Raw genomic sequence first — 15,462 nt, forward strand, 5'->3', positions numbered from 1 at the left:
CGGCTTCGGGATTTAGTTGTTTGCATATCTTCTTTGGATGTGGATAAGACGTATGCTTAATGTAAAGGCTCCAATCGTTAAACCGACAATAAGCCCTACCCAATATCCGAATGGCCCCAAGTTCGTAAATTCAGCTGTCAAATAACCAACCGGCAAGCCGATTATCCAGAAAGAGATGATTGCCATAATGAATGTCATATTGACATCCTTATAACCTCGCAAAGATCCTTGTATTGGTGCTTGGATGGCATCAGATAGTTGGAAGAATGCAGCGAACAAGAAGAAATGGGTTGCTAGTTGAATAATCGATTTGTCAGTCGTGTAAAGGGAAGCGATCGGCTCCCTAAATGTTAAAAGGATAATAATCGATACAAAGCTAAACAGTATTGCGAGCCCAACTGCAAGGAAACTATAGCTTCTTGCCTCTTTAAACTTCCCAGCCCCGATCGATTGGCCGACCAATATTGTCGCGCCCATTGAAATGCTAAGAGGTACCATATAGAGAAGCGATGTAAAATTCAAAGCGATTTGATGAGCTGATATCGTCTCAGTCGTATAGCCGCTCATTAAAAGTGTTACAACAGAAAAAATACTAATTTCCACAAAAATTGATAATCCGATTGGTACACCGATTCTTAATATTTCTTTCCATCTTTTAAAAGAGACCCGTTCCCATCTCGAAAAAAGTGAAAAAGTAAGGAACGGCTTGCGCAACTTCGCAATGAAGAAAGCGATACCGAAAACAATCCAATACGTGAAGCCGGAAGCATAACCCGCACCTGCACCACCTAGTTCAGGGAATCCGAATTTCCCAAAAATGAGCAAGTAATTGAGCACGATATTAATCGGTGCAGATAAAAGGATAATCGACATCGATACACGCGTCGCTCCAAGAGCATCAAAAAATGCCCGGAGGACGGTATATGCGAACAGAGGAAGAAGTCCGATCGTCATTCCTTTCAAGTAATCTGCTGCAACTATCCTAACTTGGCCTTCCAAAGGCATATGCTGTAGAGAAGGGATGACTGCAAGCATGATAATCGTAAAAACGACTGCAGCTAGAACGATTGCTACATACAAACCTTGTTGTACTGAAGGCCGTACTTCATTCTTCCGATTTCCACCAATATAATGGGCAATCATTGGAGTGAGCCCCATTAGGATTCCAGAAAGGCCAGTATAGACTGGTACCCAGAAGGATGATCCAATTGTAACGCCAGCTAGATCATGCGTATCATAACGTCCGGTCATTAGGATGTCAAAAAATGTCATCATATATAGTGCGATTTGGGTTATTAATATAGGAATGACTATTTTCGTGAAGTTCACTGTTTTTTTGCGTAATGGTAAAACGTTTTCCAAATAGATCTTCCTTTCAGCAGTAAAAAAAATATAAAACGGTCGTAAGCCAATGAACATTGTAACATGATTTGTCTGCTATAATAGCTAAGAAGTTAATGGGTATTAATTAAATTGAAGATATCCATTCATTTTTGAAGGTGTTTGAAGGCACGTTCGAGAAATTTTACTTACAAAAAATAGATGAGGTGAATGGCCAAATGAAACGGCCTGTAATTGTATTGACAGGTGGCGGAACAGCAGGACATGTTTCCGTCAATGAAGCACTTATTCCTGTATTTAATGAAAAAGGATATGAAATTCATTATATCGGTTCTCATGATGGAATCGAGAAAGAATTAATAAAGGATCGACATCGTGATGTGACGTACCATTCCATCCAAAGCGGAAAGTTAAGAAGATATTTTTCAATGAAAAACTTCTCCGATCCATTTAGGGTCGGAGTCGGTACTCTCCAAGCTTATTCGATATTACGTAAATTGAAGCCGGAAATTATATTTTCGAAAGGCGGATTTGTTTCCGTACCCGTCGTATTAGCTGCAAAGCTCGCGAATATTCCAGTCGTTGTTCATGAATCGGACGTTACACCGGGACTTGCAAACAAGCTTGCACTTCCATTTTCAAAACATATTTTCACGGTCTTTGAGGAGACACTTCAGTATGTGCCAGCTGGGAAAGCAACTTGTACCGGAGCTGTCATTCGACCAGAAATATTTGAAGGAGATCGGAAGGAAGGGCTACGCATCGCAGGTCTGACAGGAGAGAAACCGGTATTCATCATAATGGGAGGCAGTCAAGGCTCAGTAACACTTAACGAAGCGGTGCGAAAAGAGATAAAATCTATTCTGGATAAGTTTGAAATAATACATCTGTGCGGGAAAGGCAATATCGATGAGTCATTGGAGCATATAAAAGGGTATATTCAATTTGAATATGTGACTGAAGGACTTCCTCATTTATTGGCAGCTTCCGATTTTGCCGTTTCCAGAGCAGGATCCAATGCCATATTCGAATTATTATCTATCTTAAAGCCAATGTTACTCATTCCATTATCCGCATCTCAAAGCAGAGGTGACCAATTGCTAAATGCATCATTATTCGAATCACTTGGCATTGCAAATGTAATACAGGAAGAGGAACTGACGGAATCTTCCATAGTAAATCTTTTTGAGGATTTAATGAAAGATAAAGAAAACCTAGTTACAAATATGCGGAAAATCGCAAACACAAAATCACCGGATGAAATGGCTGAATTAATCCTATCATATAAAAATTAGTGAAATAGACTGTGCAGCTGGAAAAGATTATTGAAAACGCTTAACTTGTAATCTATTTTTGTTAAATGCAAAAATGTCAGCAAAATAGAACTAATCCCTTTCAGTTCTAGTAGTTGCATGGTAATATGGATACGGATAAAAAATAGTAATAGGAACACTACAGGCCAATAGGCAAAATGTGGAGGTCATTTTACATGTCGAACAATGTTGGTACCCAACGTTCCCCTTACTCGGTCTTCGCAGGTCCGAACCTTGGGTATGTAATGGAAATGTATGAACAGTTCAAAGTGTCACCCGAATCAGTAGATTCAGAGCTTGCTGAGATGTTCAGAAGCTACGGTGCGCCTTCGCTTGAGGGAGATGTACATACTGCGGCAATGTCAGCAGTATCAGCAGGTGATTTTGGTAAAGTGTTGTCTGCATATAAGCTAGTTGACGCTATACGCGCATACGGCCATCTTGCCTCGGACATATATCCGCTAAACGACAGGGAAAAAGACACAACTCGTCTAGAGCTTTCGTATTATGGGTTGTCCGAGAATGATTTGCAGTCGATGTCATCTTCCTTGTTTTTGAAAAATCCACCAGTCAATGTAGAAAACGGACTGGATGCAGTCAATTATTTGAAATCATTGTACACTGGAAAAATCGGCTACGAATTTTCTTACATCACTGATGAAGAAGAGCGGGCTTGGATTCAATCAAAAATTGAAAACGGGGAAGTCTCTGTACAACTATCTGAGAATGATAAAAAAGCTTTACTCGAAAGGCTTACGAAAATTGAAGGCTTTGAAAAGTTCATTCATCGTACGTTTGTCGGAGCTAAACGCTTCTCCATTGAAGGTCTTGACACCTTAGTCGTTCTCATCGACGAATTGGTGCGCCGTTCTGAAACAGATAAAGTGAAGAAACTATTAATTGGTATGGCACACCGTGGACGTTTAAATGTTTTGACCCATATTTTGAATAAACCTTATGAAATGATGTTCGCTGAATTTGCAGGCGTCCCTCCAGAACCATTCCTCCCGGAAGATGGATCGCTCGAGACTTTACATGGATGGTTCGGTGATGTGAAATATCACATGGGAGCTCTCTATAAAGCTCCTTCTGGAACTGAGCGTTTCTTAGCTTACAATCCTTCCCACTTGGAAGTTGTCAATCCAGTTGTAGCAGGTCAAACACGTGCTGCACAGGAAACAACAAACAATGAAGGATTGCCTTTGCAAGATAAGAAAGCCGCGTATGCAATATTGATCCATGGAGATGCGGCATTCCCTGGCCAAGGAATCGTTCCGGAAATGTTCAACTATAGCCGTGTTCGCGGATATGATACTGGTGGCTCAATCCATATTATCGCTAATAATATGATTGGTTTCACAACCGAATATTACGATTCGAGATCAAGCCGCTATTCTTCTGATCCAGCGAAAGGATTTGAAGTACCGGTATTGCATGTTAATGCAGACAGTCCGGAAGATGTTATAGCTGCGGCGGCATTTGCATTTGAATATCGTCAAAAGTTTGGAAAAGATATATTAATAGACTTAATAGGGTACAGACGTTACGGACATAACGAAATGGATGAGCCGTTAGTAACGAACCCAATGATGTACCAGTTAATTCATAAGCATCCGACTACACGTCAACTTTACGGATCGAAACTTGTCGAAGAAAACATTTTGAAAAACGAAGATGTCGATAAATTGGATTCGGAAGTATTTGCAATGATGCAAGTAGCGTATGACAAGGTGAAGGCAAACTCCACCGAAGCTGAAGTAATTTCCAATGCCACTCCTGACGTTGTGATGGCGGGATATCCAAGAGATCTTGAGACAGGGGTTAGTCAAGAGAGATTGCAACGAATGAACGAAGAACTTCTAACGTACCCGGAAGATTTTACCGTATTCGGTAAGTTGGACCGTATTTTGAAGCGTCGTGAAGAGCCATTCAAAGGTAAAGGGAAAATAGACTGGGCGCATGCCGAACAATTGGCATTCGGTTCAATCCTTCAGGACGGCAAACCGATTCGAATTACAGGCCAAGACGTTCAAAGGGGCACTTTCGCGCATCGTCATCTCGTCCTTCATGATGAAAAGACGGGGAAAGAACATGTTCCTCTTCATCATATTAGTAATTCAAATGCATCATTTGTTGCATACAACAGTCCGTTAACAGAGTTTGCTGTTGTCGGCTATGAATTCGGCTATAACTTGGAAAAAGACTACGCGTTGTCCATTTGGGAAGCTCAATATGGGGACTTTGCAAATATGGCGCAAGTAATGTTTGACCAATTTATTTCTTCCAGTCATTCAAAATGGGGTCAGCAGTCCGGTATGGTCATCCTTCTGCCACATGCTTACGAAGGTCAAGGACCGGAACACTCAAGTGCCCGTCTTGAAAGGTATTTACAGTTATCTGCTGAAAATAACTGGACAGTTGCGAATATTTCAAGCGCAGCGAACTATTTCCATGTTTTACGGAGACAGGCGAAGATGCTTGGAACTGAAGTAGAACGCCCGCTCGTTATTGTTTCACCGAAATCACTACTTCGTCATCCGCTCGTCGGTGCTGATGTAAATGATCTTGCGGAAGGCCATTTCCAAACTGTACTTGAACAGCCAGGAACAGGTCAACATCCAGACAAAGTAAAGAAAATCCTTTTCGCAAGTGGTAAGATGGCAATCGATCTTGCTGAAAAAGTGAAGGATGGAAAAGGTTTCGACCACTTGCATATCGTGCGCGTGGAACAGCTATATCCATTCCCTTCTGATAAAATTTCAGAAATCGTTGCGCGCTTCCCGAAAGCGAAGGAGCTTGTCTGGGTCCAAGAAGAACCTAAAAACATGGGGTCTTGGTCGTTTGCTTTGGAATACATGCTGGAAATTGCAGGAGATAAAAAATCCGTTTCCTATGTAGGTCGAGTTCACCGCGCAAGCCCTTCAGAAGGCAATGGTGAAGATCACAAAGTTGAACAACAACGCATTATTACAGAAGCTTTGAAAAAGTAATTACACATGAATATTGAAACTTGTTAGCACCGGAAACGGTAGAACAGAGGAGGAATTTATTGTGGCTGAAATCAAAGTACCTGAACTTGCAGAATCAATTACTGAAGGAACAATTGCAAAGTGGTTGAAACAACCTGGTGAGAGTATTGACAAAGGCGAGTTCATCGTAGAATTGGAAACGGATAAAGTTAACGTGGAAGTCATCTCCGAGGAAGCCGGAGTCGTCCAGGAACTTCTTGCAGCTGAAGGTGACACTGTTGAAGTCGGTCAAGTTATTGCAGTAGTTGGAGAATCATCAGGAGCGCAATCTGCACCTGCTCCGGCTGCGGAGGAAGTTTCTGCTGCTGCAGCACCGGTAGCAGAAGAAGGAACGGTAGAACAAACTTCTGCCGATCGAACAATTGCAAGTCCAGCAGCACGAAAGCTTGCACGTGAAAAAGGTATCAATCTAGCAGCTGTTACACCGGTAGATCCGATGGGTCGCGTTCGTGCACAAGACGTTTCTGCACATAATAGTGCACCTATTGCTCCAGCAGCACCTGCCGCTCCAGCTAAAGCAACAGCAGCACCAGTACAAGAAGACGGCCGTGAAACACGTGAAAGAATGACACGCCGTCGTCAAACAATCGCTAAACGTCTGTTGGAAGTTAGACAATCAACAGCTATGCTAACAACATTTAACGAAATCGATATGACAGCAGTAATGGAACTTCGTTCACGTAAAAAAGATGAGTTCTATGATAAAAATGATGTCCGTCTTGGCTTCATGTCGTTCTTTACGAAAGCGGTAGTTGCTGCACTTAAAAAATATCCATATGTCAATTCTGAAATTGATGGCGATGATATTATTTTGAAACATTATTACGATATCGGTATCGCAGTATCGACTGAAGGTGGATTGGTCGTTCCAATCGTTCGTGATGCAGATCGCAAAAATTTCGCTGAGATCGAGTCTACAATCGGCGAGCTTGCAGGTAAAGCAAGAGACAATAAATTGACGATTGCAGATATGTCCGGTGGTTCATTTACAATTACTAACGGCGGTGTGTTCGGATCGTTGTTCTCTACGCCGATTTTAAACGGAACACAAGTTGGTATCCTCGGTATGCATACGATTCAGAAACGCCCTGTTGCAGTTGGAGACAACGTGGAAATCCGTCCGATGATGTACGTTGCATTATCTTACGATCACCGTGTCATTGATGGAAAAGATTCTGTCGGATTCTTGAAAATGGTGAAGGAATTGATCGAAAACCCTGAAGATCTTCTTCTTGGTTCTTGAATAATTTAATGATAAACTGGAAACAGCCCGAGAAATCGGGCTTTTTCACATTACTTTAATTGGATGGTGAACTATATGTCCTTCAAAGACTGGACGACTGCTCCGACAATACGGAAAGTCGTATGTAAACATGCGAATGCGGAAAAATATGTCGTGACCGACTGTTTAACACCTGGTAAAGAATACGAAGTGAAAAATGAGACAGACGAATTCATTTTCATCGTAGATAACACAGGGCACGTCGGCGGCTTTTATAAAACGTATTTCGAATAATATTTTTCCCGATGCATTTTTTTGCATCGGGATTTTTTAGGAGGAACAATCATGAATTCTTTTATTAATAATGAAAGAGCCGAGCGGCGTGCTAGAAGTTATGAAAACGAGAGTGCTGCTTTAATACAGGAAGGTGGCTACATATCTCCTACGCCTAATCTTTGGGAAGATATATTGATTGGCGTCGTTTTGAAGAAGCCGATTCTTTTGAAAGGACCTTCTGGGTCTGGAAAGACAAAATTGGCTCAAAGCATCTCTCATTATTTCAACCAGCCAATGCATAGTGTAAACTGCTCTGTCGATTTGGACGCGGAATCGCTTTTAGGGTTTAAGACAATCAATGTACGCGATGGACAATCTATCATTGAATTCGTGGAAGGGCCGGTCGTTCGAGCAATGAAAGAAGGACATATTCTATATATTGATGAAATTAATATGGCGAAGCCAGAAACGCTACCGATTTTACATAGCGTTCTCGACCATAGACGCATGCTGACAAACCCTTTTACAGGTGAAGTAATACATGCACATCCTAATTTCACGGTGCTCGCAGCAATAAATGAAGGGTATGTCGGAACTTCACCGATGAATGAGGCATTGAAAAACAGATTCATCTCATTCTCAATTCCATATTTGTCTGGGGAACAATTACACAAGATCATTCAATCACTATTTCCTGAAGCTGATACAATATTAGTCGAAACAATAATGAACATTAATGAAGATTTGAAAAAGCAAGTGATGAACGGATTACTAGCTGAGGAGGCTGCATCTGTCAGAAGTTTGCTAGACGCAATAGCGCTCGCGGAACATATGCCTGTGAGACGAGCTATTCAATACGCGATTGCGGAAAAATTGGAAGATAGAATGGAAAGAAAACTCATTATGGAATTAGTGGAAACGTGGGTAAAGTGAGGCAGATTCGATGGTCAAATTAAATCGGTTTATTCAATTCAATGATGAAACGATTGATGCAAATTTGTTGCTGCTTTACGAGCGATTGGGAAGAGCGTTATCTGGTGCGCAATATCTGGGGTTGACGGAGCGTAAATTGTTCGAATTCCAGCCAAAGGAAGGCATCGTTTCCATTAGTGTGTTTTGGAGGCATCGATCTGAAGAGGTAATGCATGCTGGCCGGTTATCGGATGTGTATTTATTGACTGAAGGTTTTTGGAAACATTTTTCCGTACCCGATTGGATTAGGTTCAGGAGAAAGTACAATCGTCATTCGTTGAGGAAGTTCGCCGAAGAACTGTTGCTCATGTTAGAAGAATTTAGATTGATGGATGTAGTCGAAATGAAGAGACCGGGCACTTTCAAGGCGTTTTCGGTCAGGCGGGAGCTGTTACTGGCATATCATCGAGATCAACTCATGTCTAATATGAACAAGTCGTTTATTGCTGATGCGTTACTAAATAAGCTGTTCCTCACTTTACATGAAGGTTCTTTGACCGACTCTCACGTAGAGTGGTCTCTACCGATCAACCAGGTAATGATGATTGCAACATATGCCTCCGATGCGAAAACAACTTCAGACATGGCCGAACTTGTAGATCGCATCGTCTTCATGGTGGAAGACGCTATCGAAAAAGACCTTGTTCACCAGTATTATGCTGTCGGAGATGCCATCTCTGAGGAAACTGCTGTTTTTCACTATCATGAAGGTATGACTGATGTAGATAAAGGGGAAGTGGAACCAAAAGAAACGATCGAGGAAGTCTTCCGTACGTGGCATCGGGAAAGTGAAAGTGAATCAGGCGTTCACTTGGAGTACGAGCTGGAACATGGGAGGGCTGGTCAGGGAGATGGCGGCAACTCAACTGAGGGAAGTGAGAATGCAGAAATTCAAGAGGTTGGCAACGGGCAGTCAGAAGGAAATGAAAGCAGCAAATGGTCAGATGAAGAGCGAAATCTACCTGAGAAGAAATCAAAACAAATAGCTGCACGGTATGACTTCGGCAAGGAGCACGTCAATGTCGTTTACGAGGAACAGGTCGTTGAAGCATCCCGAGATGAAACAAATCTAGCGAAACTATCGCAATGGCGTGATGAGCAAAAACCGTATGTTCGTTCATTTGTAGAGGAAATGAGAAAGCGAATCGAGCTAAAAGAGGATACGAGAAGGAATCGATTGATGAAGGGCAGATTATCGACCAAATTGACTACAATGCTAGTAGATGAGCGTCCACGTCCTTTTTTTCGAAAAAACATACCTTCTCATAAACTCGACGCGGTTTTCGGATTACTCGTTGATGGATCCGCTTCCATGATGGATAAGTTGGATGAGACGAAGAAAGCGGTATTGCTATTCCACGATGTTTTAAGGGAGTTATCTGTCCAACATGAAATCTCTTCTTATTTTGAAGATGCTAATAACGCCACGAAAGATGTGCAGCCAAATGTGTTTGGATTGATGCATACATTTGAAGACAATCGGAAAGATGACGGATTGACGATCCTATCATTTGAAACGAATGAAGATAATCGAGATGGGTTTGCAATAAGGTGGATGACTCGTCGGTTAATGAGTAGACCAGAGAAACATAAATTTTTACTCGTTTTTTCGGATGGTGAACCATCCGCCTTTGGCTATGATAAGAATGGGATTCTAGATACGAGAGAATCCGTTTTGGAAGCTGAGAAAAAAGGGATTTCTGTCATTCATTTATTTCTAGCGTCAGAGGAGCCAACGGATGATCAGCGAGCGCTGTTTTCCAAGATTTTTGGAAATAAATCAGCATCGTCACAATCTGTTGAGCAATTCACAGATCAAACGATAAGGATTTTGAGAAAGCTCATGGCAATAGTAGTGAACTAACATAAAAAACCGCACAAGGCGGTTTTTTATAATGGACGATTCGGAGACTGCGTTTTTTCGTGTACGGCAAGTAGACGCTGTTTCAATTCTTCTTCCATACGTGCGATTTCTACTTCTGCTGCTTTTCGCTTCGCGCGTCCGTCCGCTTGAATGACAAGCGTCTCTTCAATCGTCTGGATTAAGTTTTCTTGTGTTTTCTTCAATGTGTCAATTTCAATAATGCCTCGTTCGTTTTCTTTCGCAGTTTCAATCGAGTTCACTTTTAGCATTTCAGAGTTCTTCAAAAGAAGGTCATTCGTCGTTTTCGTCACAAGACGTTGGGATTCGACTGCTTTTCTTTGTCTATTCAATGTCAATGCTATCGCAATTTGGTTTTTCCATAACGGAATGGATGTCATAATAGACGATTGGATTTTCTCTGCGAGTGTCTGATTCGTCTGCTGGATCATTCTAATTTGAGGGGCACTTTGAATCGTAATTTGTCTTGAAAGTTGCAAGTCATAGAGCCGTTTTTCTAGACGATCAAGGAATTGTCCCATATCGTTTACTTCTTGAAATGCCATCTGATCATTCGATAATTCAGCTTTTCTTTGCATTTCCGGAATGATAACGTTCGCAATTTCGTCTCGTTTTAATTCTGCTGCAGCAATATAGACGTTCAATGCTTGAAAGTATGTCTTATTCTGTTCATATAGGCTATCGAGCATTTGAACGTCCTCAAGCAATCCTCGTTTAGAATGCTCCAATTGCACACCAATACGATCGATCTGTGTGCTAAGCTTTTGGTATTTTGTCATCATTTCCTGGATGGATCTTGTAGCTCGACTGAATAGGCGACTCAATCCAGACTTTTTCTTTTCGGATAAGTCTTCTGGGTCAATCTCAGATAACTTGCTCATTAAATCACTTAACACGTCTCCGACAGGGCCGATATCTTTACTTTGTACATGGTCTAACATTTTATGAGAGAAGCGTGATAACTCATTTTGTGCATTCGCACCATATGTGATAATCGCTTCATAATTGCCTACAGGAATTTGATCGGCTAGCTGCTTCGCCTTTTCTTGCTCTTCAGGTGATAATCGATCGAGCAGCTTGACAGCTACTTCGTCTTTTCTTTGCTCCGTTTGCATTTCTTTCGGCAATAGCGGCTCGTTATTAAATGGATTACCTAAAAGGTCATCCATTGTTTTCACCTCTGCATTTGTTAAATTATTTTCCGTCATTTCGTAATTCTCCTTTCATCTCAAGCAACGGTTTATTCTTTTTCATTGTTACATCTACATAATCCAACTCAAGCTGTAGTTGTTCTATATCAGTTGCTAATGCGCCTCTTAAATCTTGCTCTAGTTGCTTGTTCACTTCAGAAAGTGTTTCTCTAGTTTGTTGGAGAGCGACTCTAATTTCTTGATCTTTTAATGGTTGATTGACAAGTATTGCATATTTGGACGTCAATTCGACAGCTGAATCTAGATGTGAATAGAAAAATTTCTCAACATGGTAGAATTTCTTCGGGTTTTTGCGTACGATGGTAAGTATCCTTTTTGCCAAGTTATTCATCTCGTATACTTGTTTAAATGCTTGGACAGAGCGGACTTGGCCATAAAGGCCGTTCAATTTCTTTATTTTCGATTTGGCTTCGTTAATCTGGTTCTTAATATGCTTGTATTCTGACCTTGACATGCCGAGTTCTTTGACGTTCGATGAAATTTGTATTTGTTTAATCGTGAAATTACTACTAATGTAAATTGCAATCATCAGGCCTGTTGCGGCAAATGGATTCATGCTAGTAGTAAGGATCATTGCCAGCCAAGAGCCGAAGCTAATTGGTGCCGCAATTAAGTGCCTTTGGAAAAACTGTTTAACTTCTTGCATTGTCTACAGGCCTCCTTATTTTTCTCTATTCTTTACTACGATTAAAACGAGCAAAAGTTTCATCCCCTTAGTCCAATTATACCTGATTTGAAGTGGAATGACATTTTAATGAATGAAATGAATGAAATCATTTACTTGGATAGTTTCGTTCGATTTGATAAAATATATCCACTCACTGCCATTTCGGAAGGGGGAAAGGGAAATGATATATGAAGTTATATATATGAAAGCGGATTACGAGCCTTGGTGGATGTTCGATGATTGGGAGAAGGCAATTCAGTCGAGGCGTGCATTTGAATCAGCTAAAGAGGCTTGGGACTATTTAGTTGATTTAAAAAAGGAATTCGGGGCAAAATACAATTACAATGAAGAAAGAAAAGATTGTTTTTTCGCTTACTGGTCGGAAAACGAACGTATTTTTTGTGAGGGATGTGATGATAATTTGCAAATTTTTCATGGGATTATTTGCTTAGCAGACGGTAAGCCAACTTCCATTACATTAATAAATAATTCGAATATTTGATATTGTCATATTGACAATTTCATTGGGTATGGTATAGTAGCATTAATAAAAACGATTTACCGAAGCAAACGTATTCACGTATTACAAAAGGTGATCGGCGTTGTCGGTGCTTTTTGTAATATGTGAATTTTTTTCATGTATTAGCAAGTACAATTATTTGGAGGTATTCACAGATGAAACAAGGTACTGTAAAATAGTTTAACTCTGAAAAAGGCTTCGGATTTATCGAAGTTGAAGGGGAAGACGATGTATTCGTACACTTCTCTGCAATCCAGGGAGACGGATTTAAAACTTTGGACGAAGGTCAACAAGTTGAGTTCGAAGTTGTAGAAGGCAACCGTGGTCTTCAAGCTGCTAACGTAGTTAAATTATAATTCGTCAGACAAAAGAGGCACCTTTTCGGTGCCTCTTTTTTACATACAAAATCCGAGGGCGCTGATTTAGATGATACAAAAGCGGAGGCGGCCTACCTAGTTGCGTCCTATTTCGGCTTTGTAACTGACTCCAATGTTGAGGTAACGATGTAATCCTCATCTCCATTATCCATCTTCATAATCGATTCACGCTTTACTTCACCGAATCCTTCCACGAAATATTTCCGGTTAACGAATCCATCACCTTTTTGTTCAATAACAAATGCATTTTTAAACGTCTCATATGGTGTTTCAACTTGTACATCCGTTTCAACGATTTCCCACCCATCGAATGACGTTCCGACTTCAATCGGCATTCTCAAGTAAATACCGATTGGCTCCATCGCTTTAATTTCTTGAAGGGAAGGGAAGTTCTCATTCATATCGACCATTTTTTCTTCCATCTTTAACACGCTGTCATTCTCGATTTTAAATATACGCCTCATTGTAGCGCCGCCGTTATCTTCATGAAGAATTACATAGTCCTCATAAGGATGGGCAAAATCAATGTCCAATTGCGCAAATTCATTTCCTTCTCCTTTAAATTTCGCATTTGATCCGTCAGGTAGGAAGTAGGCGAGTAATGATTGATTGTTCTGATCTGGTTTTTCAGTTTCCTCATTTTGATTCGTTGGTTTTTCTGTCTCTCCACTGTTTCCCGAATTGTTTAGGCTCGTCGTATTGTTCGTGCATCCGGATGCAATTAGTGCAATAAGCAAACTATGCATGAATATGGTTTTTGCTCTCATCATTAACACACTCCTTTTAAGTAGTATAGCCGGTAATGTCGTGACTATCCTTTACTATTTCTATAACCGATATTGAAATAGCCAAAACAAAAACCGTTTTCCACAGAAGGAAAACGGTTTTAGTATTAGTTGGATACGGCTTGTTGCTCTTTCCATTCCAAATACTCGTCATACTGCATCATTTTATCGAAAATCGTGCCATCTTCACGAATTTCAATGATCCGATTTGCAACTGTTTGAATGAACTGCTGGTCATGAGATGTGAAAATCATAGCACCTTTAAAAGCAATTAATCCATTATTTAACGCTTGAATCGATTCCAAATCTAAGTGGTTCATCGGCTCATCGAGTAAAAGGACATTCGCATTCGTCAGCATCATTTTGGAAAGCATGCATCGTACTTTTTCTCCACCTGATAAGACGGATGGTTTCTTTTTAACTTCTTCTCCTGAGAAAAGCATACGGCCTAGGAAGCCACGTAAGAACGTTTCTGTCTGATCTTCAGGTGAATATTGACGTAGCCATTCTACCAATGAGGATTCAGACCCTTCGAAATACTCGCCGTTATCAAGAGGGAAGTAGGAACGGGAAGTCGTAATGCCCCATTTGAAAGTTCCTGAATCAGGTTGTGTTTCTTCCGCAAGAATTTGTAAAAGTGCCGTTTTCGCAAGTGGATTGCCCAATAGGATAATTTTATCCTCTTTGTTCATTGTAAATGTGACGTCTTTCAGCATCACTTTACCATCTTGAGTTTTTGATAGATCTTTAACGCTTAGCACATCATTTCCGATTTCACGACCAATTTGGAAGTTAACAAACGGATATCTGCGGGATGAAGGCCTAATATCATCCAACTCAATCTTATCAAGCGCTTTTTTACGGGAAGTCGCTTGTTTCGATTTCGAGGCATTCGCACTGAAACGAGCAACGAAAGCTTGTAATTCTTTAATTTTCTCCTCTTTTTTCTTGTTCTGATCTTGGGCCATTTTTAGCGCCAATTGGCTGGACTCATACCAGAAATCATAGTTTCCAGGATATAGCTGGATTTTTGAGAAGTCAAGGTCAGCAATTTGCGTACAAACCTTATTCAGGAAGTGACGGTCATGCGAAACGACGATGACAGTATTCTCAAAACCGATCAGGAATTCTTCTAACCATTGAATTGCTTTCAAGTCCAAGTGGTTCGTCGGCTCATCCAGTAGTAAGACATCAGGTTTACCGAATAGCGCTTGCGCAAGAAGTACTTTCACTTTTTCCGAACCGCTTAGCTCAGACATTTTCACGTGATGAAGACTTTCCGGAATGCCTAACCCTTGAAGAAGGATGGCAGCTTCTGATTCAGCTTCCCAACCATTCAATTCAGCGAACTCTCCTTCAAGTTCTGCAGCACGCATGCCATCTTCGTCAGAGAAATCCTCTTTCATATAGATCGCATTTTTCTCTGTCATAATATCGTATAGACGTTGATGGCCTCTAATTACCGTATCGAGCACTTCGTTTTCTTCATACTCAAAGTGGTTCTGCTTCAAGACTGCTAAGCGCTCATCTTTGTTCATAATGACGTTACCTGTTTGAGGTTCTAACTCACCAGACAAAATTTTAAGGAATGTCGATTTACCGGCTCCATTTGCTCCGATCAATCCATAACAATGACCGGGATTAAACTGTATATTTACATCTTCAAACAGTTTACGGTCACCGAATTGAAGACTTACATTACTGACTGCTATCATAAAAATCCTCCTAAATTCACAATGCTCCTATTATAACACGGATTGTTTACGGAGTGGTATGTGTTCGATGCGTTTTTTCGCACTTTTTACATCAACAAAAAATCAGACGAAAGGAAACGGTTTAATTTCCTCTCGTCTGATGTATGTACATA

12 protein-coding genes and 1 pseudogene are annotated in these 15,462 nt (G+C 40.8%); 8 read left to right on the forward strand and 5 right to left on the reverse strand.

Annotation, left to right across the window (positions count from 1 at the left end; all coding sequences use genetic code 11):
* Nucleotides 1-12: 12 nt before the first annotated feature.
* Nucleotides 13-1,362 carry an MATE family efflux transporter gene (locus QM454_RS13535; RefSeq protein WP_432358860.1) on the reverse strand — a complete coding sequence of 450 codons (1,350 nt, stop codon included), beginning with the start codon at nt 1,360-1,362 and terminating at the stop codon, nt 13-15.
* A 197-nt stretch (nt 1,363-1,559) separates the two neighbouring features.
* Between QM454_RS13535 and QM454_RS13540 the strand changes: the two genes are divergently transcribed.
* From QM454_RS13540 to QM454_RS13565, 6 genes are all read left to right on the forward strand, one after another.
* Nucleotides 1,560-2,636 (forward strand): undecaprenyldiphospho-muramoylpentapeptide beta-N-acetylglucosaminyltransferase, encoded by a 1,077-nt coding sequence (locus QM454_RS13540; RefSeq protein WP_432358862.1) that lies wholly within the window; start codon nt 1,560-1,562, stop codon nt 2,634-2,636.
* Nucleotides 2,637-2,830: 194 nt separating this feature from the next.
* Nucleotides 2,831-5,644, forward strand: a complete 2,814-nt coding sequence (locus QM454_RS13545) for a 2-oxoglutarate dehydrogenase E1 component (protein WP_432358864.1) — start codon at nt 2,831-2,833, stop codon at nt 5,642-5,644.
* A gap of 61 nt (nt 5,645-5,705) precedes the next feature.
* On the forward strand, nt 5,706-6,926 hold the full coding sequence (gene odhB / locus QM454_RS13550) for a 2-oxoglutarate dehydrogenase complex dihydrolipoyllysine-residue succinyltransferase (RefSeq protein ID WP_432358866.1): 1,221 nt from the start codon (nt 5,706-5,708) through the stop codon (nt 6,924-6,926).
* A 75-nt stretch (nt 6,927-7,001) separates the two neighbouring features.
* The gene (locus QM454_RS13555) at nt 7,002-7,199 is read left to right on the forward strand and encodes a DUF6501 family protein (RefSeq protein ID WP_432358868.1); all 198 of its coding nucleotides are present in this window, start codon (nt 7,002-7,004) and stop codon (nt 7,197-7,199) included.
* 51 nt (nt 7,200-7,250) lie between these two features.
* Complete coding sequence (locus tag QM454_RS13560) at nt 7,251-8,114, forward strand: ATP-binding protein (RefSeq protein ID WP_432358870.1); 864 nt, start codon at nt 7,251-7,253, stop codon at nt 8,112-8,114.
* Nucleotides 8,115-8,124: 10 nt separating this feature from the next.
* Entirely contained in the window at nt 8,125-10,017 is a 1,893-nt protein-coding gene (locus QM454_RS13565) for a cobaltochelatase CobT-related protein (protein ID WP_432358872.1), read from the forward strand.
* A gap of 26 nt (nt 10,018-10,043) precedes the next feature.
* On the opposite strand, the gene QM454_RS13570 is transcribed toward QM454_RS13565, so the two are convergent.
* Together QM454_RS13570 and QM454_RS13575 are read right to left on the reverse strand one after the other, a co-directional pair.
* The gene (locus QM454_RS13570; protein WP_432358874.1) at nt 10,044-11,243 is read right to left on the reverse strand and encodes a toxic anion resistance protein; all 1,200 of its coding nucleotides are present in this window, start codon (nt 11,241-11,243) and stop codon (nt 10,044-10,046) included.
* On the reverse strand, nt 11,230-11,892 hold the full coding sequence (locus tag QM454_RS13575) for a 5-bromo-4-chloroindolyl phosphate hydrolysis family protein (RefSeq protein ID WP_432358876.1): 663 nt from the start codon (nt 11,890-11,892) through the stop codon (nt 11,230-11,232). The genes QM454_RS13570 and QM454_RS13575 overlap by 14 nt, the downstream gene beginning before the upstream one ends.
* Before the next feature lie 202 nt (nt 11,893-12,094).
* On the opposite strand from QM454_RS13575, the gene QM454_RS13580 reads away from it, so the two are divergent.
* Nucleotides 12,095-12,415 (forward strand): DUF1033 family protein, encoded by a 321-nt coding sequence (locus QM454_RS13580; RefSeq protein WP_432358878.1) that lies wholly within the window; start codon nt 12,095-12,097, stop codon nt 12,413-12,415.
* A gap of 173 nt (nt 12,416-12,588) precedes the next feature.
* Nucleotides 12,589-12,789 (forward strand): annotated as a pseudogene (locus tag QM454_RS13585) (cold-shock protein).
* 107 nt (nt 12,790-12,896) lie between these two features.
* Here QM454_RS13585 and QM454_RS13590 read toward each other — a convergent pair.
* Together QM454_RS13590 and QM454_RS13595 are read right to left on the reverse strand one after the other, a co-directional pair.
* Nucleotides 12,897-13,577 carry a hypothetical protein gene (locus tag QM454_RS13590; RefSeq protein ID WP_432358880.1) on the reverse strand — a complete coding sequence of 227 codons (681 nt, stop codon included), beginning with the start codon at nt 13,575-13,577 and terminating at the stop codon, nt 12,897-12,899.
* A 125-nt stretch (nt 13,578-13,702) separates the two neighbouring features.
* Nucleotides 13,703-15,310, reverse strand: coding sequence for an ABC-F family ATP-binding cassette domain-containing protein (locus tag QM454_RS13595; RefSeq protein ID WP_432358882.1), 1,608 nt, complete (start codon nt 15,308-15,310; stop codon nt 13,703-13,705).
* Nucleotides 15,311-15,462: the final 152 nt, after the last annotated feature.

It is taken from the genome of Sporosarcina sp. UB5, from assembly GCF_050859005.1.
Taxonomy (GTDB): Bacteria; Bacillota; Bacilli; order Bacillales_A; family Planococcaceae; genus Sporosarcina.

Excerpts from the sequence above, each read along its gene's own strand:
- QM454_RS13570 (WP_432358874.1), bottom strand. The coding sequence starts at position 11,243 with ATGACGGAAAATAATTTAACAAATGCAGAGGTGAAAACAATGGATGAC.
- QM454_RS13595 (WP_432358882.1), bottom strand. The coding sequence starts at position 15,310 with ATGATAGCAGTCAGTAATGTAAGTCTTCAATTCGGTGACCGTAAACTG.
- QM454_RS13565 (WP_432358872.1), top strand. The coding sequence starts at position 8,125 with ATGGTCAAATTAAATCGGTTTATTCAATTCAATGATGAAACGATTGAT.
- QM454_RS13545 (WP_432358864.1), top strand. The coding sequence starts at position 2,831 with ATGTCGAACAATGTTGGTACCCAACGTTCCCCTTACTCGGTCTTCGCA.
- QM454_RS13590 (WP_432358880.1), bottom strand. The coding sequence starts at position 13,577 with ATGAGAGCAAAAACCATATTCATGCATAGTTTGCTTATTGCACTAATT.
- QM454_RS13575 (WP_432358876.1), bottom strand. The coding sequence starts at position 11,892 with ATGCAAGAAGTTAAACAGTTTTTCCAAAGGCACTTAATTGCGGCACCA.
- QM454_RS13580 (WP_432358878.1), top strand. The coding sequence starts at position 12,095 with ATGATATATGAAGTTATATATATGAAAGCGGATTACGAGCCTTGGTGG.
- QM454_RS13540 (WP_432358862.1), top strand. The coding sequence starts at position 1,560 with ATGAAACGGCCTGTAATTGTATTGACAGGTGGCGGAACAGCAGGACAT.
- QM454_RS13555 (WP_432358868.1), top strand. The coding sequence starts at position 7,002 with ATGTCCTTCAAAGACTGGACGACTGCTCCGACAATACGGAAAGTCGTA.
- QM454_RS13560 (WP_432358870.1), top strand. The coding sequence starts at position 7,251 with ATGAATTCTTTTATTAATAATGAAAGAGCCGAGCGGCGTGCTAGAAGT.